At 69.2% G+C, this 22,508-nt stretch carries 18 protein-coding genes; 4 read left to right on the top strand and 14 right to left on the bottom strand.

Going from position 1 to position 22,508, the window contains the following annotated elements:
• Nucleotides 1–29: 29 nt before the first annotated feature.
• The 8 genes from QTI51_RS35495 to QTI51_RS35460 all read right to left on the bottom strand — a co-directional run bounded on the left by QTI51_RS35495 (nt 30) and on the right by QTI51_RS35460 (nt 10,535).
• Entirely contained in the window at nt 30–2,492 is a 2,463-nt protein-coding gene (locus QTI51_RS35495; protein ID WP_286518014.1) for a glucose/quinate/shikimate family membrane-bound PQQ-dependent dehydrogenase, read from the bottom strand.
• 234 nt (nt 2,493–2,726) lie between these two features.
• Nucleotides 2,727–4,742: a glucans biosynthesis glucosyltransferase MdoH gene (gene mdoH / locus QTI51_RS35490; protein ID WP_286518015.1), complete on the bottom strand. Its 2,016-nt coding sequence runs from the start codon at nt 4,740–4,742 to the stop codon at nt 2,727–2,729.
• Between the two features lie 6 nt (nt 4,743–4,748).
• Nucleotides 4,749–4,952 carry a hypothetical protein gene (locus QTI51_RS35485; protein WP_116910523.1) on the bottom strand — a complete coding sequence of 68 codons (204 nt, stop codon included), beginning with the start codon at nt 4,950–4,952 and terminating at the stop codon, nt 4,749–4,751.
• A 193-nt stretch (nt 4,953–5,145) separates the two neighbouring features.
• A complete protein-coding gene (locus QTI51_RS35480) occupies nt 5,146–6,534 on the bottom strand; it encodes a sigma 54-interacting transcriptional regulator (RefSeq protein WP_116910522.1) in 1,389 nt (462 codons plus the stop codon).
• Nucleotides 6,531–7,148 (bottom strand): hypothetical protein, encoded by a 618-nt coding sequence (locus QTI51_RS35475; protein ID WP_286547695.1) that lies wholly within the window; start codon nt 7,146–7,148, stop codon nt 6,531–6,533. Before QTI51_RS35475 ends, QTI51_RS35480 begins: the two co-directional genes overlap by 4 nt.
• Nucleotides 7,149–7,247: 99 nt before the next feature.
• Complete coding sequence (locus tag QTI51_RS35470; RefSeq protein WP_116910520.1) at nt 7,248–8,675, bottom strand: sensor histidine kinase; 1,428 nt, start codon at nt 8,673–8,675, stop codon at nt 7,248–7,250.
• Nucleotides 8,675–10,048: a tRNA (N6-isopentenyl adenosine(37)-C2)-methylthiotransferase MiaB gene (gene miaB, locus QTI51_RS35465; RefSeq protein WP_286518019.1), complete on the bottom strand. Its 1,374-nt coding sequence runs from the start codon at nt 10,046–10,048 to the stop codon at nt 8,675–8,677. Before miaB ends, QTI51_RS35470 begins: the two co-directional genes overlap by 1 nt.
• A 73-nt stretch (nt 10,049–10,121) precedes the next feature.
• Nucleotides 10,122–10,535: a hypothetical protein gene (locus tag QTI51_RS35460; protein ID WP_353506572.1), complete on the bottom strand. Its 414-nt coding sequence runs from the start codon at nt 10,533–10,535 to the stop codon at nt 10,122–10,124.
• 324 nt (nt 10,536–10,859) lie between these two features.
• On the opposite strand from QTI51_RS35460, the gene QTI51_RS35455 reads away from it, so the two are divergent.
• Nucleotides 10,860–12,086 (top strand): efflux RND transporter periplasmic adaptor subunit, encoded by a 1,227-nt coding sequence (locus QTI51_RS35455; protein ID WP_286518024.1) that lies wholly within the window; start codon nt 10,860–10,862, stop codon nt 12,084–12,086.
• Entirely contained in the window at nt 12,083–15,259 is a 3,177-nt protein-coding gene (locus tag QTI51_RS35450) for an efflux RND transporter permease subunit (RefSeq protein ID WP_286518025.1), read from the top strand. The genes QTI51_RS35455 and QTI51_RS35450 overlap by 4 nt, the downstream gene beginning before the upstream one ends.
• A gap of 64 nt (nt 15,260–15,323) precedes the next feature.
• On the opposite strand, the gene QTI51_RS35445 is transcribed toward QTI51_RS35450, so the two are convergent.
• From QTI51_RS35445 to QTI51_RS35430, 4 genes are all read right to left on the bottom strand, one after another.
• Nucleotides 15,324–15,968 carry a histidine phosphatase family protein gene (locus QTI51_RS35445; RefSeq protein WP_286518027.1) on the bottom strand — a complete coding sequence of 215 codons (645 nt, stop codon included), beginning with the start codon at nt 15,966–15,968 and terminating at the stop codon, nt 15,324–15,326.
• Between the two features lie 19 nt (nt 15,969–15,987).
• Nucleotides 15,988–16,632: a DUF4136 domain-containing protein gene (locus QTI51_RS35440; RefSeq protein ID WP_286518028.1), complete on the bottom strand. Its 645-nt coding sequence runs from the start codon at nt 16,630–16,632 to the stop codon at nt 15,988–15,990.
• A 49-nt stretch (nt 16,633–16,681) separates the two neighbouring features.
• Nucleotides 16,682–17,611 carry a tRNA 2-thiocytidine(32) synthetase TtcA gene (ttcA, locus tag QTI51_RS35435; protein ID WP_116910514.1) on the bottom strand — a complete coding sequence of 310 codons (930 nt, stop codon included), beginning with the start codon at nt 17,609–17,611 and terminating at the stop codon, nt 16,682–16,684.
• 137 nt (nt 17,612–17,748) lie between these two features.
• Entirely contained in the window at nt 17,749–18,696 is a 948-nt protein-coding gene (locus tag QTI51_RS35430; RefSeq protein ID WP_286518029.1) for a LysR family transcriptional regulator, read from the bottom strand.
• A 99-nt stretch (nt 18,697–18,795) separates the two neighbouring features.
• On the opposite strand from QTI51_RS35430, the gene QTI51_RS35425 reads away from it, so the two are divergent.
• On the top strand, nt 18,796–20,019 hold the full coding sequence (locus QTI51_RS35425; protein ID WP_116910512.1) for an MFS transporter: 1,224 nt from the start codon (nt 18,796–18,798) through the stop codon (nt 20,017–20,019).
• 17 nt (nt 20,020–20,036) lie between these two features.
• On the opposite strand, the gene QTI51_RS35420 is transcribed toward QTI51_RS35425, so the two are convergent.
• Together QTI51_RS35420 and QTI51_RS35415 are read right to left on the bottom strand one after the other, a co-directional pair.
• On the bottom strand, nt 20,037–20,432 hold the full coding sequence (locus tag QTI51_RS35420; RefSeq protein ID WP_286518031.1) for a dihydroneopterin aldolase: 396 nt from the start codon (nt 20,430–20,432) through the stop codon (nt 20,037–20,039).
• 17 nt (nt 20,433–20,449) lie between these two features.
• Nucleotides 20,450–21,226: an SDR family oxidoreductase gene (locus QTI51_RS35415; protein ID WP_116910511.1), complete on the bottom strand. Its 777-nt coding sequence runs from the start codon at nt 21,224–21,226 to the stop codon at nt 20,450–20,452.
• A 36-nt stretch (nt 21,227–21,262) separates the two neighbouring features.
• Between QTI51_RS35415 and QTI51_RS35410 the strand changes: the two genes are divergently transcribed.
• Entirely contained in the window at nt 21,263–22,378 is a 1,116-nt protein-coding gene (locus QTI51_RS35410; RefSeq protein WP_286518032.1) for a class I SAM-dependent methyltransferase, read from the top strand.
• Nucleotides 22,379–22,508 lie beyond the last annotated feature (130 nt).

The following is a 22,508-nucleotide window of genomic DNA, read 5'->3' as shown; positions in this document are numbered from 1 at the left end:
GGCCTGGGTCTGGCCCGCTTGCCGTGCGTTTACTTGCCCTTGTTCTTCTCGGGCAGCGCGTACGCGATCACGTAGTCGCCGCGGTCCGGCGACTGCCGCGCGCCGCCCGCGCTCACCACGATGTACTGGCGGCCCGTCTTCGGCGACACGTAGGTCATCGGCCCCGACTGGCTGCCCACCGGCAGGCGGGCCTTCCAGATCTCCTTGCCGCTGGCGGTGTCGAAGGCGCGCAGGTAGAAGTCCTGCGTGCCCGCGAAGAACAGCAGGCCCGACTGCGTGGCCAGCGACGCGCCCAGCGTGGGCATGCCGATGGGAATCGGCAGGCCCATGCGAATGCCCAGCGGGCCCGTGTCCTTCACCGTGCCCACCGGCACCTGCCACACCAGCTTGCGCGTCTTCAGGTCGATGGCCGACATCGTGCCGAAGGGCGGCGCCTGGCACGGAATGCCCAGCTGCGACAGGAAGCGCTCGCGCATCGCGCCGAAGGGCGTGCCCTCCTGCGGCACCACGCCCATCTCGATGCCGCTGGCACCGGGCTTGATGTTCGCGCGCGGGATCATGTAGTTGGCCAGGCCCAGGCGCATGTCGTTCACGAACATATAGCTGCTGGTCGGGTCGACCGACACGCTGCCCCAGTTCATGCCGCCCAGCGAGCCCGGGAACTGCAGCGCGCGGTCCAGGCCCGGCGGCGTGTAGATGCCTTCGTGGCGCATGCCCTTGAAGGCGATGCGGCACAGCAATTGGTCGAAGGGCGTGGCGCCCCACATGTCGGACTCGGTCAGCGTCTTGTTGCCGATCGAGGGCATGCCCACCGAGAAGGGCTGCGTCGGCGAATAGCGCTCGCCGGGCACGTTGCCTTGCGGCACCGGGCGCTCCTGCACCTCGGCGATGGGTTTTCCGGTCTCGCGGTTCAGCAGGAAGATCTCGCCCTGCTTGGTCACCTGCGCGAGCGCGGGCTGCGTGCCCCCGTTGCCGCTGCCGTCGGGAATGTCGTAGAGCAGCGGCTGCGCGGGCAGGTCGAAGTCCCACAGGTCGTGGTGCGTGGTCTGGAAGCTCCAGCGCACCTTGCCGCTCTTCACGTCGAGCGCCACCACCGAGGAGCTGTACTTGTCGTCCAGCGGCGTGCGCTCGCCGGCCCAGAAGTCGGGCGTGGCGTTGCCGGTCGGCAGGTAGACCAGGCCCAGCTTCGGGTCGTACGACATGGCCGACCACACGTTGGGCGTGCCGCGCGTGTAGGTCTGGCCGGGCGGCGGCAGCCGGGTGACGGCGGGGTTGCCCGGGTCCCAGGCCCAGGCCAGCTCGCCGGTGACGGCGTTGTAGGCCCGCACCACGCCGGGCGGCTCGTCGGTGGAGAAGTTGTCGGCCACGCGGCCGCCCACCAGCACCAGGTCGCCCGCGACCAGCGGCGTGGATGTCTGCTGGTAGTAGCCGTCCTTCACCTCGCCCATGCCGGTCTTCAGGTCGACGATGCCTTGCTTGCCGAAGTCGGCGCAGGGCGTGCCGCTGTGGGCGTCGACGGCGATCAGCCGCGCGTCGGTGGTGGGGAGCAGCAGGCGCTGGCGGCAGGCCGCGGGCGTGGGCGCGGTCGACGACGCCGGTGCTACTGCGGATGTAGCGGATGCAGCGGCTGCGGGTGCAGCCGATGCGGTAGTTTCCGCATCCTGGTCGTGATAGCCCAGCCCGCGGCAGCGCTGCCAGTTCGGCGCGGTGGCCTTCGGGTCGTACTTCCAGAGCTCGGCGCCGGTGTCGGCGTCGAGCGCGACGATCTTGCTGTAGGCCGTGCACACGTACACGGTGCTGCCGATCTGCAGCGGCGTGTTCTGGTCTTCCGCGCCCGAGCCGTTGCTCTGCGGCACGTCGCCGGTGTGGGCGGTCCACGCCACCTGCAGGTCGCCGATGTTGTCCTTCGTCACCTGGTCGAGCGCGGCGAAGCGGTTGCCGGCGGTGGTGTTGCCCCAGTGGCGCCAGTCCTTCTGCGCGTCCTGCGGGTTGACCGGCACGATGGCCGGCGCGGGGCCCTGGGCTGCGATGACCGGCGTCGGCACGAAGGCATAGCCGCCCGTGGCGACCAGCGCGAGCGCCAGCAGGCCGGCCACGGCATGGGCGCCGCGCCCGGGAACGCCACCGGCCCGGCGCACCAGCGACGGATAGGCCAGCGCCACCAGCAGCCCCAGCACGCCGAACGCCACCAGCCGCGACACCAGCGGCCAGAAGTGCCAGCCGGCGTCCCACACGGCCCAGGCGGCGCTGGCCACCAGCGTCAAGGCGAACAGCCAGGCACCGCTGGTGCGGCGCTTGGCGATGAGCAGACCGGACACCGCCAGCGCCAGCCCGGCCAGCACGAAGTACCAGCTGCCGCCGAGCGCGGCAAGGTACGCGCCGCCGACCGCCAGGAATGCGCCCATCAGCATGGCGAGCGCGCCCAGGGCAACGAGCCCGACGAGCGGCCAGAACGACCGCCGATGGACCACCGGCCCCTGTGTTTCTGTCATGGATCGAACCCCCTTGCTTGATCGTTTGGGCGGCTGCGCGCAGCCGCCGGAAAACCGGGAATTTTCACCGATCCAAGGGTTAACCCTTATATGGGCCGGATTTTGACCCCGGGCGCAGCATCGGGCGGCCGGGGCAGGCGGCCAGTCTGCGCCATGAAAAAAGCCGGCGCAATGGCCGGCTTTCGGGGGAAGGGCTGAGAGCTCAGCCGCGCGTCACTTCAGGTCAGTGGCGCATCAGGCGGTAGCCAGCGCGGCCGGGCGGGCCAGGCGCACGGCGTGCATCCAGGCGCGGCGCAGCACGGCCGGCGAGCGCGATTCCTCGGGAATCAGCAGGAAGCCGCGGTCGCGCAGCGTGGTGCCCAGCGCGATCTGGCTGGTCAGCACGGTCAGCGGAATCGCCAGCAGCAGCGGCAGGCCGACAGGCATGAGCCAGATCAGCGCGCTCGGGTCGATCATGGCGACGCCGACGGCCAGCATGGCGATCACCAGGGTCATGGGCGCCAGCTGCGAGGCAGCGATCTTCCACGGCACGGCGGCGGCTTCACGCGGGGGCGACTTCCAGTCGAGCTTGATGCCGGTGAGGGCGACCAGCACGAACAGCGAGTGGGCCAGCATGCGAACCGGGGCTTGCACGATGGCCAGGCCGCTTTCGAGCACCGAGCTCTTCACCAGGCCCCACACACCGCCGTACTGGCGTTGCTCGCCGCGCATCAGCACGGCGGCGATGCCCAGCACGCGCGGCAGGAACAGCAGGCACAGCGTCCAGATCCACAGGCCGGCCAGTTCGGCGGGCAGCACGCTCCAGCTCGACACCAGGCTCGAGCCGCTCAGCCACAGGGCGGTGCCCAGCGTCAGGAAGGCCAGCCACAGGGGGGCCGAAACGTAGGCCATGGTGCCGGTCACGAACATGGCGCGGTGCACGGGGTGGATGCCGGGCTCGGCCATCAGGCGGGCGTTCTGCAGGTTGCCCTGGCACCAGCGACGGTCGCGTTGCAGCTCGGCCAGCAGGTCCGGCGGTTGCTGTTCGTAGCTGCCGACCAGGTCGGACACCAGCCACACGTTGTAGCCGGCACGGCGCATCAGCGCGGCTTCCACGAAGTCGTGCGACATGATGCCGCCCGACATGCCGCCGGTGCCCTTGATGGGGGCCAGCGCGCAATGCTTCATGAAGGGTTCGACGCGGATGATGGCGTTGTGGCCCCAGTAGTGCGATTCGCCCAGTTGCCAGAACTGCATGCCCAGCGTGAACAGGCGGCCCGTCACGCGGGAAGCGAATTGCTGTGCGCGGGCATGCAGCGTGACGTGGCCGATGGCCTGCGTCGCGGTCTGGATGATGCCGGCGGTGGGGTTGGCTTCCATCAGCTTGACCATCGAGGTCAGGCAGTCGCCGCTCATCACGGAGTCGGCGTCGAGCACGACCATGTAGCGGTAGTCCTTGCCCCAGCGGCGGCAGAAGTCGGCCACGTTGCCGGCCTTGCGGTGCGTGCGGCGGGTGCGCAGGCGGTAGTACACCTCCACTTGCGGCTGGTTCGGGCTCTCGGCCAGGGCGGCGCGAAGGTCTTCCCAGGCCGCGCGCTCGGCGGCGGCGGTCTCGGGCGCGTAGCTGTCGGACAGCACGAACACGTCGAACTGCTTGGCGTGGCCGGTGGCGGCGACCGATTCGCAGGTGGCGCGCAGGCCGGCGAACACGGTGGCCACGTCCTCGTTGCAGATCGGCATGATGATCGCGGTGCGGGCTTCCGGGTTCATCGGGTGGTTGACCACCTGCTTGGCCGAAAGCGCGTGCTTGTCACCGCGCACCGAAACGTAGAAGCCCATCAGGGCGGTCACGAAACCGGTCACGACCCAGCCCGAGAGCAGGCCGTACAGGCCGATCTGGCCGTATTCGAGCCAGACGTTGTCGTAGTCGGGTTGCACGCCGGCGAACAGCGACGAAGCGATCACGGTGCTGAGCACGGTCAGCAGCATGAAGGCATTGCGGCGCTGGGCCGCGGCGCGTTGCCAGGGCTGCTTGACCTGCTGCACGGACTCGGCGCTGGCGGCCTCGGCCTTGCGGCCGGCGCCCAGCTTCACCAGGGCGGCGGTGCCCAGGCTGTTCCAGAAACCGCGCCACGGGCGCGGCGTCATGGAACCGCGGTTCACCGGCGGTGCCGTCACGGCGTTGGGATGGCGTTCTTCACGCACCGCGCTGCGGTGCGAAAAGTCGGCATCGGCCAGAACATTCAGTTGCGAGAAGTCGTTTGGCTTCATGGTGATTTACCAACGTTGCTTGTCGAGGGAAGGGGTGTCGCCAATGGCAGGAAAGCGCTTGATCACGCAATCCGGCTCGGCGCCGCCGGCGCTGGCGAGCGCGGCTTGCGAATAGCCCGCGGCACGGGGCCGCGAGGGAGAAAACTGCTTTTGACGCAGGCCGTCGCGCTGCTGGCGCAGTGCGAAAGATGGGCTGGTTAGTGCTGTCATGCCAGTACAGGGGCAAACCCTGTGCCAGGCTGGAAAAACGCTTTCAGATCAACGGCTTAGGCCGCTTCGACTGCATTTTTCAGGGGTGGAGGCCGCTGGCGGGCCTCAAAACCCCTGTTTTTGTCGCCGAATCCCGACAAGCCCGGCGGGCTGGTGGGGAATGGCTATATGAATCAACAACTTAGGTGCGTCGCTATTCGCCGACAGGGTCGCTGCCGTTGGCGACAGGGTCGGCCTTGAAGTGCCCGGGCGTGAGCTCGTGCTTCTGCAACAGGCGGTAGAACTCGGTGCGATTGCGGTCGGCCAGGCGGGCGGCGTCGGCCACGTTGCCGTCGGTCAGCTTGAGCAGACCGACCAGGTAGTCGCGCTCGAAACGCTGCTTGGCGTCGGCATAGGTCTGCACCTCGACCGTGGGCACGCGCAGCGCGCGCTGCACCAGCGCCAGCGGAATCAGCGGCGAGCTCGACAGCGCGCACACCTGTTCCACCACGTTGAACAGCTGGCGCACGTTGCCCGGCCAGGCGGCCGTGGTCAGCGCCTTCAGCGCCTCGGGCGCGAAGCCCGACAGCCGCTTGCCGTACTTGGTCGACAGGCGCTGCAGGAAGTGGTTGGCCAGCAGCGGAATGTCTTCGCGCCGCGCCGAAAGCGGCGGCAGCGTGAGCGTCACCACGTTCAGGCGGTAATACAGGTCTTCGCGGAACTGGCCGGCCTCCATGGCCGCGTCCAGGTCGCGGTGGGTGGCCGAGACGATGCGCACATCGACCTCGATCGACTGGCTCGCGCCCAGCGGGCGCACCGCGCGCTCCTGCAGCACGCGCAGCAGCTTGACCTGCAGGGCGGGCGGCATGTCCCCGATTTCGTCCAGCAGCAGCGTGCCGCCGTCGGCCTGCTGGAACAGGCCCTTGTGGTTGGCGTGGGCGTCGGTGAAGGCTCCCTTCATGTGGCCGAACAGCTCCGACTCCAGCAGCGCTTCGGGAATGGCCCCGCAATTGACCGCCACGAAAGGCTTGTCGGCGCGCGCGCTGGCCTTGTGGATGGCGCGCGCCAGCAGTTCCTTGCCGGCGCCGGAGTCGCCGCGCAGCAGCACCGAAGCGTCCGACTTGGCGACCATGCGCGCCTCGGCCAGCAGCTCGGCCATGCGGTTGCTGCGGCTGACGATTTCGGAGCGCCAGCTTTCGTCGCCGCCCTTGCTCGGCGTGGTGGCGGGCGCGCCCAGCGCCAGCGCCTGCGCGATCTTGTCGAGCAGCTCGCGGCCGTCGTACGGCTTAGTCAGGTAGGTGAACACGCCGCGCGCCGTGGCCTCGACCGCGTCGGGAATGGTGCCGTGCGCCGTCAGCAGGATGACCGGCAGCGACGGGTGGCGCTTGCGGATTTCGTCGAACAGCTGCAGGCCGTCGCGCCCGGGCAGGCGCACGTCGCTGAGCACGAGCTGCGGGTGCTCTATTTCGAGCTGCGTGAGCGCGGTTTCGGCCGAGGTCACGGCCGTGACCTGGTAACCCGCCGAACTCAGCCGCATCGAGAGCAGGCGGAGCATGTCCGGGTCGTCGTCGACCACGAGAAGGCGGGCACCGGTGTTGCTCATGGGCTTTGCTTTGTTCCGTTGGGCGGCGCGGCGGGTGCCGCGGGCGCCATGTTGGGCCGCGCGAAGCTGCGCTCGATGGCGCGCAGGGCTTCGATGCGGTCGTTCAGCTGGTCGATGCGGCGCTGGCTGTCGCGCAGCTGCTGCACCTGCTTGTCGCGGTCGTCTTCCACGCGGCGCTGCTCCACGTAGCGCGCGGCCAGGGCGCGCGCCAGCGGCTGCAGCGGCTGCGCCTCGGGAGACGGGTTGGCGATGACGCGCTGCAGCAGCCCCAGCGCGCGCGCCAGGTCGGCCGGTACGCGGGTCTGCGAGAGCAGCAGCGCCAGCTGCATCTGGGTGGTGGGCGAATCGCCCGGGTCGCCGATGCGCGAGATTTCACCGGCCAGGTCGCCGCCGTTGAGCGAGCGCATCTTGTCGGCGTAGGACAGCATGGCCGCCACCGGCCCCTGCGTGATCAGCGTGAACAGCGACGCGGGCTGGGTCGCCGGCGCGCGGGGCTCGGCCTCGACCGGCATCACGCGCGGCACCACGGGCGGCGGCGGCACCGCGTCGGCTTCCGCGGGCGGCTTGGGCTGGCTGGCGCAGGCGGCCAGCAGCAGGACGAAAGGCACGGTCATCGCCCCGGCGAAGGAGGAACGGCGGACGAACGGGAAAGGCATGGGTCGAAAAAGAGGACGCGAGGCGGTGTTGGAAGACTCGGGAGGGTGCCGGGGTTGTCAGGCCGTGCGCGGCAGTTCGATGCGAAAGCGTGCACCGGGTCCGTCAGGCTGCAGGGTGATGCGGCCCCCGTGGGCTGCAATGTACTCCTGCACGATCGAAAGTCCGATGCCGGTGCCTTTGACCGTGTGCTCCGGCTGGCGCTCGCCGCGGAAGAAGGGTTCGAAGATCCGGTCGCGGTCGCCCTCGGCAATGCCGGGCCCCGCGTCGTTCACGTCGATGTAGACGGCCTCCGGCGTGCCCGACACCGCCAGCGTGATGACACCGCCGGTTACCGAAAAGCGGATGGCGTTGCTCAACAGGTTGGCAATGGCGGTGCCGAGCTTGGTGCGGTCCACCGTGATGGCAATGGGCTGGCCCTCGGCGCGCACGCGCAGGCCGTGCGACTGCCACTGCAGGCGCTGGGCCTCGATCTGCTCCTCGATCAGCGGCAGCAGCTCGGTGCGCTCGCGACGCAGCTCGCGCGCCTCGAAGGCGGCGGCGTTGAAGCGCAGCAGCGCCTCGATCTGCCCCTGCAGCGAGATGGTGTTCTGCTGGAGGATCTGCGCCACCTCGAGCTGCGCCGGGTTCAGCGGGCCGGGCACGCCGTCTTCCAGCAGCGACACGCCTTCGCGCAGCGCGGCCAGCGGCGTCTTCAGCTCGTGCGACACGTGGCGCAGGAAGCGCGCCTTGTCGGCGTCGAGCTCGGTCAGGCGCAGGCGCAGCCATTCGAGCTGCTGCGACACGCGCCGCACGTCGGCCGGGCCGCGGATGTCGATGGGCTCGTCCAGCCGGTTCTGCCCCAGCCCGACGATGGCGTGCTCCAGCCGCTTGAACGGCCGCGCCAGCCAGATGCCGAAGGCCAGTGCCAGCGACACGGCCAGCACGCTGGCGGCGACCACTTCGCGCATCAGCCGGCGGCGTGCGTTCTCGATGCGCTTGGCCAGCGCGTCGTTCTGCGTTTCGATCAGGAACTGCGCCTGCTGCGCGAGGTTGGTGTTCAGCGCGTCGAGCTCGCGGAACTGCATGGCCATGGTGCTTTCGCGTGCCAGGGCGCTGTCGGCGTTGCCGCTCATCAGCCCCTCGATCACGCCCAGCTGGGCGCGCCACATCTCGATGCCGGCCGGCGCCAGGCCGTTGGTTTCCAGCCGCTCGAGCACCTGGTGCGCCTCGCGCGCGGCGTCGTCGAAACGGCGGCGCAGCACCGCGTCGTTGAGCACCAGCGACTGGCGCCCCGCGCGCTCCATGGCGGCGCTGCGCTCGGCCAGCGACTGGGCCGCGCCCGACAGGCGCAGCGCGCGCGCGGCAGCGTCGCGGCTCTGGGTCATGAGCACGTCGTACTGCAGCACCGAGCGCAGGGCCACGCCCACCAGCAGCGCGGTGATCAGCAGGAACGCGAACAGCAGCAGCTGCTGGAACGAGCCGCGGATGGAAGGTCGCTTCGCCATCAGTGGGCGAGCGCGGCGGCGGGGGCCGTGGCCGGTGCCGCCAGTTCGGATTCGCGCGTGAGCACTTCGCCGCGCAGCGTGTAGGCCAGCGAGCGCGTGATGCGCAGGTCGGTCATCTGGCCCACCAGGCGGGCGTCGCCTTCGAAGTTGACGACGCGGTTGCAGGCGGTGCGGCCCATGAGCTCGTTCGCGTCCTTGCGCGAAGCGCCCTCGACCAGCACGCGCTGCGTGCTGCCCACCAGCGCCTGGCCGAAGCGCTTCACGTTGGTGTCGATGGCCGCCTGCAGCACGTGCAGGCGCGCCAGCTTCACCTCGTGCGGCGTGTCGTCCTTCAGCGCGGCGGCCGGCGTGCCGGGGCGCGGGCTGAAGATGAAGCTGAAGCTGCTGTCGAACTGGCAGTCTTCGATCAGCTTCATCATCTTGGCGAAGTCTTCGTCGGTCTCGCCGGGGAAGCCGACGATGAAGTCGCTGGACAGGGCCAGCTCGGGGCGAATGGCGCGCAGCTTGCGCACCGTGCTCTTGTATTCCATGGCGGTGTAGCCGCGCTTCATGGCCATCAGGATGCGGTCGCTGCCGTGCTGCACCGGCAGGTGCAGGTGGCTCACCAGCTGCGGCACCTTGGCGTAGGCCTCGATGAGCCGCGGCGTGAACTCGTTCGGGTGGCTGGTGGTGTAGCGGATGCGCTCGATGCCGGGAATCTCGGCCACGTACTCGATGAGCAGCGCGAAGTCGGCGATTTCCGCCGTGTCGCCCATCTTGCCGCGGTAGGCGTTCACGTTCTGCCCCAGCAGCGTGATCTCGCGCACGCCCTGGTCGGCCAGGCCGGCGATTTCGACCAGCACGTCGTCCAGCGGGCGGTTCACTTCCTCGCCGCGGGTGTAGGGCACCACGCAGTAGCTGCAGTACTTGGAGCAGCCTTCCATGATCGACACGAAGGCGGTGGCGCCTTCCACGCGCGCGGGCGGCAGGTGGTCGAACTTCTCGATCTCGGGAAAGCTGATGTCCACCTGCGGGCGGCCCAGCCGCTCGCGGTCGTTCAGCATCTCGGGCAGGCGGTGCAGCGTCTGCGGGCCGAACACGATGTCGACGTACGGCGCGCGCGCGATGATGGCCTGGCCCTCCTGGCTGGCCACGCAGCCGCCCACGCCGATCTTCACGCCCTTGGCCTTCAGGTGCTTCACGCGGCCGAGGTCGGAGAACACCTTTTCCTGCGCCTTCTCGCGCACCGAGCAGGTGTTGAACAGGATGAGGTCGGCCTCGTCCACGTTCTGCGTGGGCTCGTAGCCCTGCGCGGCGTGCAGCACGTCGGCCATCTTGTCCGAGTCGTACTCGTTCATCTGGCAGCCGAAGGTCTTGATGAATACTTTTTTCATGGGGGAACTCTCTGTGCCCTGCGTGGGGGCAGGGCGTGCGGGACGGCGGGCGCGCGCGGCGCGCCGCCCTGGTTTATTGCGTGTTGACGGTGTCGTTCGAGACGAACGGCCAGATGTTCAGGAACGGCTTGCTCATGGCCTCGCGCGAGGCCGAGGCCTCTTCCGGCGTGAGGATCCAGACTTCCTTGATCAGCCCGGCCGCGTCGAGCGTGTAGTTCACCAGGTAGAGCTGGCCGACCAGCGCGCCGGTCATCTGCAGCAGGTTCTGCTGGTTGCGGATGCGCGCGCCGGGCGACAGGCGCACCGGGTTGCCGTCGAGCTGCACGTCGTTGGTGTCCACCACCATGAGCTTGCCGCGCAGGGCGCCGATGGGGAAGGTGCGGCCGCCGGCCAGCGATTCGTTCTGGGTCTGCGGGCGAGGGATTTCGTTCTGGGCGTGGGCCGCGAGGGAGAACAGGCCGGCGAGGCCGGCGGCGCAAAGCGCCAAAAGGAGAGAGTTAGGTCGGGAGTTCGTGGGTGTCTTGCAGCGGTTCATGGGGTTTATCCAGAGGCTGTGGAGCGGGGATTTTAGCGAGGGGTGTGCCGCGCCAGCCGCTTCGCAGGGAGTCATCGGGGAGGGGGTGCCTGTCGTAAAGCGGGCGAAAAGGTTCGCTTGCTTTACATTTCTTTACAGGAGTGGTGAACACTGCGCTCCGGCCACTGATTCAATAGCCGCTGTCAGCCCAAAGTGCACAAAAAACCCATGAAGAAAAATGTTGCCGTAGCCCTCGCGGGCGTGTTGATCGTAGCCGTCGCAGGCGGATGGTGGAGCATGTCCGGCAACAAGTCGGACACAAAGTCGGCCAAGGCACCCGGCGCTTCGAACGGCACGGCCGCCGGAGGAGCGGGCAACGGCGGCGCCCCCGCGCTGGTGACGCTGGCCACCGCCCAGAAGCAGGACGTGCCGGTCACCGTGCAGGTCAACGGCAGCGTGGTCTCCCTCAACAGCGTCGACCTGCGCCCGCAGGTGACGAACACGGTGAGCGCGGTGCACGTGAAGGAAGGGCAGTTCGTGAAGGCGGGGCAGCTGCTCTTCACGCTCGACGACCGCAACGACCAGGCCAACCTGGCGCGCGCCCGGGCGCAGCAGCAAAAGGACGAGGCCACCATGGCCGACCTGGAGCGCCAGTACAAGCGCAGCCAGGACCTGGTGGCGCAGAACTTCATCGCCAAGAGCGCGGCCGACGCCACGCTCGCGCAGCTGGAGGCGCAGCGCGCCGCCGTGGCCGCCGACCGCGCGGCCGTGCAGAGCGCGCAGGTGGCGCTGGGCTACGCCACGCTGCGCGCGCCCATCGCCGGGCGCATCGGTGCCGTCAATATCTACCCGGGCACGCTGGTGCAGCCGACGCTGTCGCTGGTGACCATCACGCAGCTGGACCCCATTGCCGTGAGCTTTCCGGTGCCCGAGGGCAACCTGCAGGACCTGCTGGGCGCCGCGCGCGCCCGCTCGAAGGTCGACGCCCTCGTCGCCGGCCGCAAGGAGCCGCTGAGCGGCACGCTCGACTTCGTGGACAACACGGTCGATCCGCAGATCGGCACCGTGCGCGCCAAGGCCGTGTTCGCCAACGCCGACCAGGGCCTGTGGCCGGGGCAGTTCGTGGGCACGCGCATCACGGTGCGCACGCTCGAAGGCGCCACCGTGGTGCCGGCCGCGGCGCTGATGATGCTGTCCGACGGCACCTCGCTCTACGTGGTGGACGAGGCCAGGACCGCCACGCGCCGCAAGGTGAAGACGCTGCACACCTTCGGCACCAAGGTCGCGGTGAGCGGGCTGGAGCCCGGCGAGCAGGTGGTGATCGAGGGCAGCCAGAACGTGCGCCCGGGCGGCAAGGTGCGGGTGGACACCAAGGCGCCGGTTGCGGCGCCGGCAACGCCTGCAGCGCCGGGTGAATCCACCGCGCCGGCCAAGCCGACGAACGGCACCACGGGCGTCACCCCCGGCAGCGCCGCGTCGTCCGAAGGCACCGGCGTCAAGCCGCCGAAGCAGGAACGCGCATGAACATCTCGGAGCTCTGCATCCGCCGTCCGGCGATGACGGTGCTGCTGTCGGCGGCCGTCGTGGTCATCGGCATCTTTGCGTACTTCAGCATCCCCGTGGCCGCGCTGCCCAGCTACAACACGCCGGTCATCAACGTCAACGCGCAGCTGCCGGGCGCCAGCCCGGACACCATGGCCAGCTCGGTGGCGCTGCCGCTCGAAAAGCAGTTCTCCACCATTCCCGGCCTGCAGACCATCAGCTCGGTGAACACGCAGGGCGTGACCTCGCTCACGCTGGAGTTCGTGAGCAGCCGCGACATCGACGCCGCCGCCGTCGACGTGCAGGCCGCGCTGCTGCGCGCCCAGCGCCAGCTGCCGCAGGAGCTCACGCAGCTGCCCTCGTACCGCAAGGTGAACCCGGCCGACGCGCCGGTGCTGTTCATCGCGCTGATCTCGCCGTCGATGAACCCGGCCGAGCTCAACGACTATGCCGAGAACCTGATTTCGCCCACGCTGTCGACCATCGACGGCGTGGCGCAGGTGGGCGTGTACGGGCGCAAGGCCTTCGCGGTGCGCATCAAGGCCAACGCCGACCTGCTCAACGCGCGCAACATCACGCTCGACGAGCTGGCCAAGGCCGTCAACTCCGCCAACGCCAACACGCCCGTCGGCGTGCTCGACGGCCCGCGCCAGACGCTCACCATCCAGGCCAACCGCCAGCTCGTGAAGGCGGCCGACTTCGCCAAGCTCATCGTCGGCCAGCGCAACGGCGCGCCGGTGCGCCTCGACGAAGTGGCCACCATCGAGGACAGCTTCGAGTCGGTGAAGACCGCCAGCAGCTTCAACGGGCAAGACTCCATTTCGCTGGCCGTGCAGCGCCAGCCCAACGCCAACACCGTGCAGGTGGTGGACGCGGTGCGCGCGCTCATTCCGCGCTTCAAGGCCGAGCTGCCGCAGTCGGTCGAGATCCAGATGGTGAACGACCGCTCGCTCTCCATCCGCGAGGCCGTGCACGACGTGCAGCTCACGCTGCTGGGCACCATCGCGCTGGTGGTGCTGGTGATCTTTCTGTTCCTGCACCGGCTGGTCGCCACGCTGATTCCGGCGGCCACCATTCCGATTTCGCTGATCGGCGCGGTGGCGCTGCTCTATGCCTTCGGCTACAGCCTGGACAACGTGTCGCTGCTGGGCATCACGCTGGCCGTGGGCCTGGTGGTGGACGACGCCATCGTGGTGCTGGAAAACATCATGCGCTACGTCGAGAAGGGCATGGAGCCCTTCGCCGCGGCGCTGCGCGGGGCGCGCGAAGTGGGCTTCACCATCGTGTCGATCTCCATCTCGCTGGTGGCCGTGTTCATTCCGATCTTCTTCATGCCGGGCGTCATCGGCCTGCTGTTCCACGAGTTCGCGGTGGTGGTGGCGCTGGCGGTGCTGGTGTCGGCCATCGTGTCGCTCACGCTGGTGCCGATGCTCGCGAGCCGGCTGCTCAAGCAGGTGCCGCGCAAGGAGGGTGCGCTGGCGTCGGGGCATGACCACGAAGAGGAACACCCCGAGCCCGGCACCGCCATCGGCCGCGCCTTCGAGCGCGGCTACCGCGCGGTGCACGGCGGCTACATGCGCTCGCTCGACTGGACGCTGGGGCACCGCGCGCTGATGCTGGCCATGGCGGGGCTCACCTTCGTCATCACCGGCTGGCTGTTCGTCACCATTCCCAAGGGCTTCTTCCCCGAGGAAGACATCGGCCAGATCCAGATCACCACCGAGGCCGCCGAAGACATCTCGTTCACCGCCATGAAGGCGCTGCAGGCCCGCGTGTCCGACGCGCTGCAGGCCGACCCGAGCGTGGACTACGTGAGCGCCTTCGTGGGCGTGGGCGGCCCGACCGCCACGCAGAATTCGGGCCGGCTGTTTGCCGTGCTCAAGCCGCGCGGCGAGCGCCCGCAGATGGCCAAGGTGCTCGAGTCGCTGCGCCAGCGCTTTCGCGAGATTCCGGGCGTGGCCGTGTACATGCAGCCGGTGCAGAACCTGCGCCTGGGCGGCCGGCAGAGCAAGGCGCGCTTCCAGTACACGCTGCAGAGCGTGAACGCCGGCGAGATGGTGCCGTGGGCCACCAGGTTGATGGAGCGCATGCGCGCCGACCCCGCCTTTCGCGACGTGACCAGCGACTCGCAGAACCGCGGCCTGCAGGCCACGCTCGACATCGACCGCGACAAGGCCGGCGTGCTCGGCGTGAACGTGGGCGACCTGCGCACCGCGCTCTACAACGCCTACGGCGACCGGCAGATCGGCAGCATCTACGCCGCGAGCAATACCTACCAGGTGATTCTTTCGGCCGCCGACAACGACCGCCAGTTCGAGGACGACGTGTCGCGCCTGTCGGTGCGCAGCACCACCGGCCGGCTCGTGCCGCTGTCGGCCTTCTCGACCATCAACCGCACCGTGGGGCCCACGTCGGTGAACCACCAGGGCCAGCTGCAGGCGGTGACGGTGTCGTTCAACCTCGGGCCCGACGTGCCGCTGGGCAACGCGACCGCGAAGATCGACCAGTTCAAGGACGAGCTGAAGATGCCGCAGTCGATCATCACCACCTACGGCGGCGACGCGGCGGTGTTCCAGAGCTCGCAGTCGAGCCAGGCGGTGCTGCTGGTGCTGGCGGTGCTGGTCATCTACGTGCTGCTGGGCGTGCTGTACGAAAGCTACATCCACCCGCTGACCATTTTGGCGGGGCTGCCTTCGGCGGCGGTGGGGGCGCTGCTGTCGCTGAAGCTCTTCGGCTTCGACCTGACGCTGATCGCGACCATCGGCATCCTGCTGCTGATCGGCATCGTGAAGAAGAACGCGATCATGCTGATCGACTTTGCGCTGGACGCGCAACGCACCGAGGGCATGAAGCCGGTGGACGCGATCCGCGAGGCCTGCCGCCTGCGCTTCCGGCCCATCCTGATGACCACGCTGGCCGCATTGATGGGCGCATTGCCGCTCGCGCTGGGCCTGGGCGCCGGCGCGGAGCTGCGGCAGCCGCTGGGCGTGGCGGTGGTGGGCGGGCTGATCTTCTCGCAGGTGATCACGCTGTACATCACGCCGGCCATCTACCTGGCGCTGGACCGCTACAGCGGAACGGGGCCGATGGTCGAGCTGCCCAGCGAGGCGAAGGCGGAAGCCGGTGCCAGCGGGCACTCGGCCTCGCACGCCTAGTTGTGCCTCCCGGCGTGATCGCGCCCTGAACGACAAACCGCCGAAACGAGACCCCTAAGAAAACTCAGCTGGTGATCTCGTCCAGTGCATCGCCCGCCGTCAGGTGGGCGGTATCGCTCCACCCCACGAGGCTGAAGCCGCCCGGCGTCCACAGCATGCGGTTGATGGCCGCGTTGCCCAGCTGCCAGGTGCGCGGCGCCTGCAGCTCCTGGCGCGTGGCCGCGCGGTACAGCACGTCCATCACGCCGCCGTGCGCCACCAGCACCACCAGTTCGCCCGGATGGCGCGCCGCCAGCTCCGCGGCCACGCCCGTCACGCGGTCGCGGAACACCAGCAGGCTCTCGCCGCCTTCAGGCTCGAACTCGGGGTCGCGCTCGCGCCATCGCCTGGCCTGCTCGGGGAGCCTGGCCTCGATCTCGGCAAAGCTCATGCCCTCGAAGGTGCCGAAGGCCCGCTCGCGCAGGCGCGGCTCGGGCTGAACAGGCAGGCCGTGGGGCTGGGCGATGGCCTCGGCGGTCTGCCAGGCGCGCGACAGGTCGCTGGCGTAGACGACGCCGATGGGTTCGTCCGCCAGCGCACCGCCGGCGCGGCGCGCCTGCCAGAGGCCGGTTTCATTGAGCCCGATGTCGAGCTGGCCCTGGATGCGGGTGTCGACGTTCCAGGCGGTTTCTCCGTGGCGAACGGCGATCAGGCGGGTGGCTTCTTCCATCCGCGGGATTCTAGAAGCGCTACTTTTTCGCCGTGGACAGCTCGATGTTCACGCGGCGCTCGCCCTGCGGCGGATTCGGAAAGCCCTGCAGGGCGGCCTGGAACATGACCGGCAGGATCGCCGCGCTCGAGTTGTAGGGCCCGTCGTTGCGCGCGCGGGTCTCGTAGACCACGCGGTTGGAGCCGACCTCGCGCAGCACGATGCTCACTTCTCGCTCGTACCAGGGGTTGGCCGGCGGCGCGAACACCGGGCCGCCGTACCAGCCGCCGCCGTAGAAGCGCCGGCCGTAGTAGCCATAGCCACCGTAGCCGTAGCCGCCGTAGCCCCAGGGCCCGCTGTAGAGCCACGGGTCGGCCCAGGGCGACAGCCCGGCCGTGACGCGCGCGCCGATCTGCGCGGTGTACTGGGGCTTGGCGTCGTCGCGGCGCAGGCCGGCCTGGTCGAGCGCCGCGCCGGCCATGGCCTCGAGCGATTCCTGGCGGGCGCCGTCGGCCTGCTGCGAGGGCAGGCGGTCGAAGCGGTAGGTGGCGCCGGGCGCCACGGCGCCGGGGGAGGCGAAGCTCTTCACGTCGCTGTCGACCACCCAGGAGGTGGCGCAGCCGCTCAGGCTCGCGACAAGAACAAGGGGCAGAAAGGTCCGAAGGACGGAAAACGCAGGTTTCATGAAAGGGTCTCCGAGCCTCGCGGGCTCCAAATTCCCCTGGGTTGCCCGGTCAGCCCTGGACGATGCGCAGGGCCGAGGGTGCCTGGGAGAGCAAGTCGAAAGAGGGCGCGTCGAAGGCCTTGTCGCCGTCGTCGTCGGCCACGCCCGTCGCCTTCAGACCCTTGAAATCGTGCCGCGTTCCGTCCAGCAGGTGCGAGGGCACCACGTTCTGCAGCGCGGTGAACATGTTTTCCACGCGCCCGGGGTGCTTCTTGTCCCATTCGCGCAGCATTTCGCCGACCTGCTTGCGCTGCAGGTTTTCCTGGCTGCCGCACAGGGTGCACGGAATGATCGGGAACTCGCGGTGCTGGGCCCAGCGCACGGTGTCTTTCTCGGCCACGTAGGCCAGCGGGCGGATCACGACGTGCTTGCCGTCGTCGCTCACCAGCTTGGGCGGCATGCTCTTGAGCTTGCCGGCGAAGAACATGTTGAGGAAGAAGGTCTGCAGCATGTCGTCGCGGTGGTGGCCCAGCGCGACCTTGGTGGCGCCCAGCTCGTCGGCCACGCGGTACAGGATGCCGCGGCGCAGCCGGCTGCACAGGCCGCAGGTGGTCTTGCCCTCGGGAATCACGCGCTTGACGATGCTGTAGGTGTCCTGGTTCTCGATGTGGAAGTCCACGCCCAGGTCGCTCAGGTACTTGGGCAGCACCTCTTCGGGGAAGCCGGGCTGCTTCTGGTCGAGGTTGACCGCAACGATGTCGAAGTGGATGGGCGCGCGCGCCTTCAGCTTGAGCAGGATGTCGAGCAGCGCGTAGCTGTCTTTTCCGCCCGAGACGCACACCATGACCTTGTCGCCCTCCTCGATCATGTTGTAGTCCACGATGGCCTGCCCGACCTGGCGGCACAGGCGCTTTTCGAGCTTGTGCGTCTCGCGTTCGATCTTCAGGGAGTTGGTGGCGTCGGCGGCGGCGGGCGCCTCGTCGATCCAGACGGCGTTCATGGGCAGGCTACTTCGGGGAGTCGGGGGAGGCTGCGATTGTCCCCGATCCCCATTTCACGTGCCATCCAGGCGCTTTCGGGGTGTTTTCCACGCGCATTCGGCGCACTTCGGCCCCGCTCGTCCTGCGTTTTCGCGCGTCACGAAGCCGGAAAGGCCGTGCGCATCGCCTCCACGAAGAGCCGCAGCTTCGCCGGATAGAAGCGCGCGTACGGGTACACGATGTGCACCGGCGCGGGCGTGCCGCGCCACTGCGGCAGCAGGTGCACGAGCCGGCCCGCGGCGATCTCCTCGCTCAGCATCCAGGCCGACGACACGCCCGCGCCCACGCCCAGCAGCACGGCGCTGCGCAGGGCGTAGAGGCTGTCGGTGACCAGGCGTGGGCGGATCGGCACGCGCACCACCTCGCCCGTGTGCTCGTGGGTCAGCACGACCTCGGTGCGGTAGAAATTGCGCGCGGCCAGCCAGGGCAGCGCCTCCAGCTCGCGGGGGTGCGCGGGCAGCGCAACGCCCTCGAACATCGACGGCGCGGCGAACGCGATGCGCGGCACCTCCGACAACCGGATCGCCACCAGCCCCGGGTCGCTCACCTGGCCCACGCGCACCGCGCAGTCGACGCCCTCGGTGATGAAGTCGGGCGTTTCGTCGTGCGGGCCGTCGTGCAGCAGCCACTCGACCGTCACCTGCGGGTGGCGCTTCAGATAGGCCGCCAGCGGGCCGACCAGCAGCTGCTGCCCGAAGGCATGCGGCGCCACCACGCGCAACCGGCCCTCGGGCTGGTTGCCGGCGCCGCGCAGCTCGGCCTCGAAGGCGCTCCAGCTCAGGATGAGTTCCTTGGCGCGGTCGAAGCAGCGCTCGCCATCCTCGGTGAGCTTCATGGCGTGGGTGGAGCGCTGCAGCAAGCGCACGCCCAGCGAGCGCTCCAGCGCCTGCAGGCGCCGGCTCACGGTGGGCTGGGTGGTGCCCATCTGGGCGGCCGCGGCCGACAGGCTGCCGGCCTCGACGATGCGCACGAAGGTCTGCATCAGCTCGATGCGGTCGGTAGGCGCGGATGAAGCTGATGAAGGTGACGGAAGCGGTGCGGCCATGCGTGCAGCGTATATCAATTGTTCGAGGCAAGGGGCTACCTTCGCCCGCTTGCGACGCGCACACTCCAGCCCTTGTTTTCGCATCTAAGGGTTAACACCATGTCTTCCATTCCGTCGGCGCATGAAAAGCTGCCGAGCTCGCTGATCCTGCTGCTGGCCGCCAGCGCGGGCTTCGGCGTGGCGGCGCTCTATTACAGCCAGCCCATGCTGGGCGTGCTGGGTCCGGACATCGGCGCCTCGGCGCGCTCGGTGGGCTTCGTGCCCACGCTCACGCAACTGGGCTACGCGCTGGGCATCCTGCTGCTGGCGCCGCTGGGCGACCGCTTCGACCGGCGCCGCATCATCCTCGCCAAGGCCAGCGTGCTGGTGCTGGCCTTGCTCGGCGCGGCGTTTTCGCCGTCGGTCGGGCCGCTGCTGGCGGCCAGCCTGGTGATCGGCCTGGCCGCCACCCTGGCGCAGGACGTGGTGCCCGCCGCCGCCACGCTGGCGCCCGAGGCGCACCGCGGCAAGATCGTCGGCACGGTCATGACGGGGCTGCTGCTGGGCATCTTGCTGTCGCGCGTGCTGAGCGGCTTCGTGGCCGAGCACTTCGGCTGGCGCGCGATGTTCGTGGTGGCCGCCGCCAGCATCGCCTTCATCGGCGTGGCCGCCGCGCGCGGCCTGCCGCACCTGCGCCCGACCACGCAACTGGGCTACGGCGCGCTGCTGGGTTCGCTTGCCAAGCTGTGGCAGCGCCACGGCGCGCTGCGCCGCGCGACCATCGCGCAGGCCTTGCTGTCGGTGGGCTTCAGCGCCTTCTGGTCGACGCTGGCGGTCATGCTGCATGGCGCGCCCTTCCACCTGGGCAGCGCGGCGGCCGGTGCCTTCGGCCTGGCCGGCGCGGCGGGTGCGCTGGCCGCGCCCATTGCCGGGCGGCTGGCCGACCGGCGCGGGCCGGAGCTGGTCATCCGCATGGGCGCGGCGCTGGTGGTGGTGTCTTTCGCGGCCATGCTGTTCGCGCCGCTGATGGCGCCCGCCGCGCGGCTGGGGCTCATCGTGGCCAGCGCCATCGGGTTCGACTTCGGCCTGCAGGCCGCGCTCATCGCGCACCAGACGGTGGTCTACGGCATCGACCCCGGTGCGCGCAGCCGGCTCAATGCGGTGTTCTTCACGGGGGTGTTCGTCGGCATGGCGACGGGCTCGGCGCTCGGTGCCCTGGTGCTGGCCCAGTGGGGCTGGTCGGGCGTGGCGCTGATGGCGGCGTTGTCCGCGCTCGGTGCGCTCGGCGTGCGCATGTGGCCCGCGGGCGCCAAGCCCGCCGTGGCCTGCGGTTCAGCGGCCTGAGGGGCTCGGGCTGCTGCTCACCACTCGCCGGCTTCCATGCGGATCGCCACCTCGCAGTCGTCGAAGATTTCGAGCTTGGCGATCTTCACGCGCACGCCCACCACGCCGGGCAGCTGCAGCAGCCGCTGCACCAGTTTGCCGATGAGGCTTTCGAGCAGGTTGACGTGCTCGGCGGTGCACTCCTCGATGATGATGCGGCGCACCTTGCGGTAGTCGAGCACGTGGAAGATGTCGTCGTCCTGCGGCAGCAGCGGCTGCGGGCCGAGGCTGAGCTCGGCGTCCACCAGGATGGGTTGCGGCGCCGTCTTCTCGTGGTCGAGGATGCCCAGGTTGGCATCGAAGCGCAGGCCCTGCAGGGTGAGGGTCTGGCGCCCCCGGGTCGGCGCGGGCAGGGGCGTGGAGGGGGTAGACATGGTGGTGGTGCTCGTCGTCACATGAGCGAGAAATCGCGCTCGAATTTCATCAGGTGCTGGCCGCCGTCCACCAGCAGCGTGGTGCCGGTGAGGGAGCGGTTTTCCAGCGCGAACTTCACCGTGGCGACCACGTCTTCCGGCGTGGAAGACCGGCCCAGCGGCGACAGCTTGTGCAGCTGCGCGAAGGTCTCGTCGTCCAGCATGTGGCTTGCCAGCGTGAGGCCCGGGGCCACGCCCACCACGCGCACGCGCGGGGCCAGCGCCAGCGCCAGCATCGGCGTGGCGGCCTCGAGCGCCGCCTTCGACAGCGTGTAGCTCAGGAAATCGGGGTTGGGGTTCCACAGCTTCTGGTCGAGCAGGTGGACCACCGCGCCCTGCGCGTCGCGCGCGGCCAGGTGCGCGTGCAGCGCCTGCGCCAGCAGGATGGCCGCGCCGGTGTTGCTGCGCGCATGGCGCTCCATGAGCGCGTAGCTGAAGGTGGCGGCTTCGTCGTGCTCGAATAGGGCCGCGCTGTGCACCACGGCGTCGATGCCGCGAAAGCGCGCGACCACCTGCGGCAGCAGCGCGCGCGTGGCGGCCTCGTCCTCGAGGTCGGCCGCGAAGAGCGCGGAATCGCCCGAGAGGGCGGCGCAGTCGGCCACCGTCTGTTCGGCCTCGGCGCGCGAGTTGCGGTAGTGCACGGCCACCTGCCAGCCGCCCGCGGCCAGCCCCAGCGCGATCTCGCGGCCCAGCCGTCGGCCTGCGCCCGTGACGAGAACGGTGCGGCGGGCGGAGGGGGGCGGTGCGGTGCTCATGCGGAGGGGAAATGGGAGGAGAGAGACAATGGCGCCGTGACGACAAAGACAACCCCCAGCAGTTTACCCACCGCCCTCGATCACCTCATTGCGCGTTCCGTGGAACGCGCAGGTGGCTGGATCGGGTTCGACCGCTTCATGGCGCTCGCGCTGTACGCGCCCGGCCTGGGCTACTACGCCAACACCTCCGCCAAGTTCGGCCACATGCCTTCGTCGGGCAGCGACTTCGTGACGGCGCCCGAATTGACGCCGATGTTCGGCGCCACCTTGGCGGCGCAGGTGGCCGAGGCGCTTGAAAAAACCGGGACCGGCACGGTCTGGGAATTCGGCGCGGGTTCGGGCGCGCTGGCCGTGCAGTTGCTGCATGCCCTCGACGAGATCGGCCGCACCGACGTGCGCTACCGCATCGTCGACCTGTCGGGCACCCTGCGCGAGCGGCAGCAGCAGGCGCTGGTGCGTTATGCGGAGCGTGTCGAGTGGCTCAACGAACTGCCCGAGACGATGGAAGGCGTGGTGGTCGGCAACGAGGTGCTCGACGCCATGCCGGTGCAGTTGCTGGCGCGCGTGGGCGGGCAGTGGTTCGAGCGCGGCGTGGTGCGCAATGCGCAGGGCGATGGCTGGGCGTGGGCAGACCGCGCCACCGAACTGCGGCCGCCGGTCGACGTGCCCGGCGAGCACGACTACCTGACCGAAATCCATCCGCAGGCGCTCGCGTTCATCGCCACGCTGGCGGACCGGTTGAAGAAGGGAGCGGCTTTCCTGGTGGACTACGGTTTTCCTGAAGGCGAGTACTACCACCCGCAGCGGCACATGGGCACGGTGATGTGCCATCGCGCGCACCAGGCCGATGGGGACCCGCTGGCCGATGTTGGGTACAAGGACATCACGGCGCATGTGGACTTCACGGGGATTGCCGTGGCTGGGCAGGATGCGGGGCTCTCCGTGCTGGGCTATACGAGCCAGGCTCGGTTTCTGCTGAACTGCGGGTTGCTGGGGCGGATGGAGGCGGGCTCCGTGGGGGAGCGGGCCATGGCGGCTCGGCTGGTGCATGAGCATGAGATGGGGGAGTTGTTCAAGGTTGTGGGGTTTGCTGTTGGTGAGGGGTGGGATGCGATGGGGTTTGTTGAAGGGGATCGGAGTCATACGCTCTGATTTCTGTTTTTGGGCTGCTGGCCGGGACTCGCCCCGGCGGGCGACTTACTTTCTTTTGCTTCGCCAAAAGAAAGTAAGGGCGGTTTCAAACCTGAAGTGCAACACACTCGATCCTGAAAGGAAGAGCTTG

Source organism: Variovorax sp. J22G73, from assembly GCF_030317035.1.
Taxonomy (GTDB): Bacteria; Pseudomonadota; Gammaproteobacteria; order Burkholderiales; family Burkholderiaceae_C; genus Variovorax.
The sequence above is the reverse complement of the archived record's forward strand: the minus strand, read 5'-3'. Positions and strand labels throughout refer to the sequence as shown.

Coding starts and splice junctions, on each gene's coding strand:
- QTI51_RS35495 (WP_286518014.1), bottom strand. CDS start 2,492: ATGACAGAAACACAGGGGCCGGTGGTCCATCGGCGGTCGTTCTGGCCG.
- mdoH (WP_286518015.1), bottom strand. CDS start 4,742: ATGAAGCCAAACGACTTCTCGCAACTGAATGTTCTGGCCGATGCCGAC.
- QTI51_RS35485 (WP_116910523.1), bottom strand. CDS start 4,952: ATGACAGCACTAACCAGCCCATCTTTCGCACTGCGCCAGCAGCGCGAC.
- QTI51_RS35480 (WP_116910522.1), bottom strand. CDS start 6,534: ATGAGCAACACCGGTGCCCGCCTTCTCGTGGTCGACGACGACCCGGAC.
- QTI51_RS35475 (WP_286547695.1), bottom strand. CDS start 7,148: ATGACCGTGCCTTTCGTCCTGCTGCTGGCCGCCTGCGCCAGCCAGCCC.
- QTI51_RS35470 (WP_116910520.1), bottom strand. CDS start 8,675: ATGGCGAAGCGACCTTCCATCCGCGGCTCGTTCCAGCAGCTGCTGCTG.
- miaB (WP_286518019.1), bottom strand. CDS start 10,048: ATGAAAAAAGTATTCATCAAGACCTTCGGCTGCCAGATGAACGAGTAC.
- QTI51_RS35455 (WP_286518024.1), top strand. CDS start 10,860: ATGTCCGGCAACAAGTCGGACACAAAGTCGGCCAAGGCACCCGGCGCT.
- QTI51_RS35450 (WP_286518025.1), top strand. CDS start 12,083: ATGAACATCTCGGAGCTCTGCATCCGCCGTCCGGCGATGACGGTGCTG.
- QTI51_RS35445 (WP_286518027.1), bottom strand. CDS start 15,968: ATGGAAGAAGCCACCCGCCTGATCGCCGTTCGCCACGGAGAAACCGCC.
- QTI51_RS35440 (WP_286518028.1), bottom strand. CDS start 16,632: ATGAAACCTGCGTTTTCCGTCCTTCGGACCTTTCTGCCCCTTGTTCTT.
- ttcA (WP_116910514.1), bottom strand. CDS start 17,611: ATGAACGCCGTCTGGATCGACGAGGCGCCCGCCGCCGCCGACGCCACC.
- QTI51_RS35430 (WP_286518029.1), bottom strand. CDS start 18,696: ATGGCCGCACCGCTTCCGTCACCTTCATCAGCTTCATCCGCGCCTACC.
- QTI51_RS35425 (WP_116910512.1), top strand. CDS start 18,796: ATGTCTTCCATTCCGTCGGCGCATGAAAAGCTGCCGAGCTCGCTGATC.
- QTI51_RS35420 (WP_286518031.1), bottom strand. CDS start 20,432: ATGTCTACCCCCTCCACGCCCCTGCCCGCGCCGACCCGGGGGCGCCAG.
- QTI51_RS35415 (WP_116910511.1), bottom strand. CDS start 21,226: ATGAGCACCGCACCGCCCCCCTCCGCCCGCCGCACCGTTCTCGTCACG.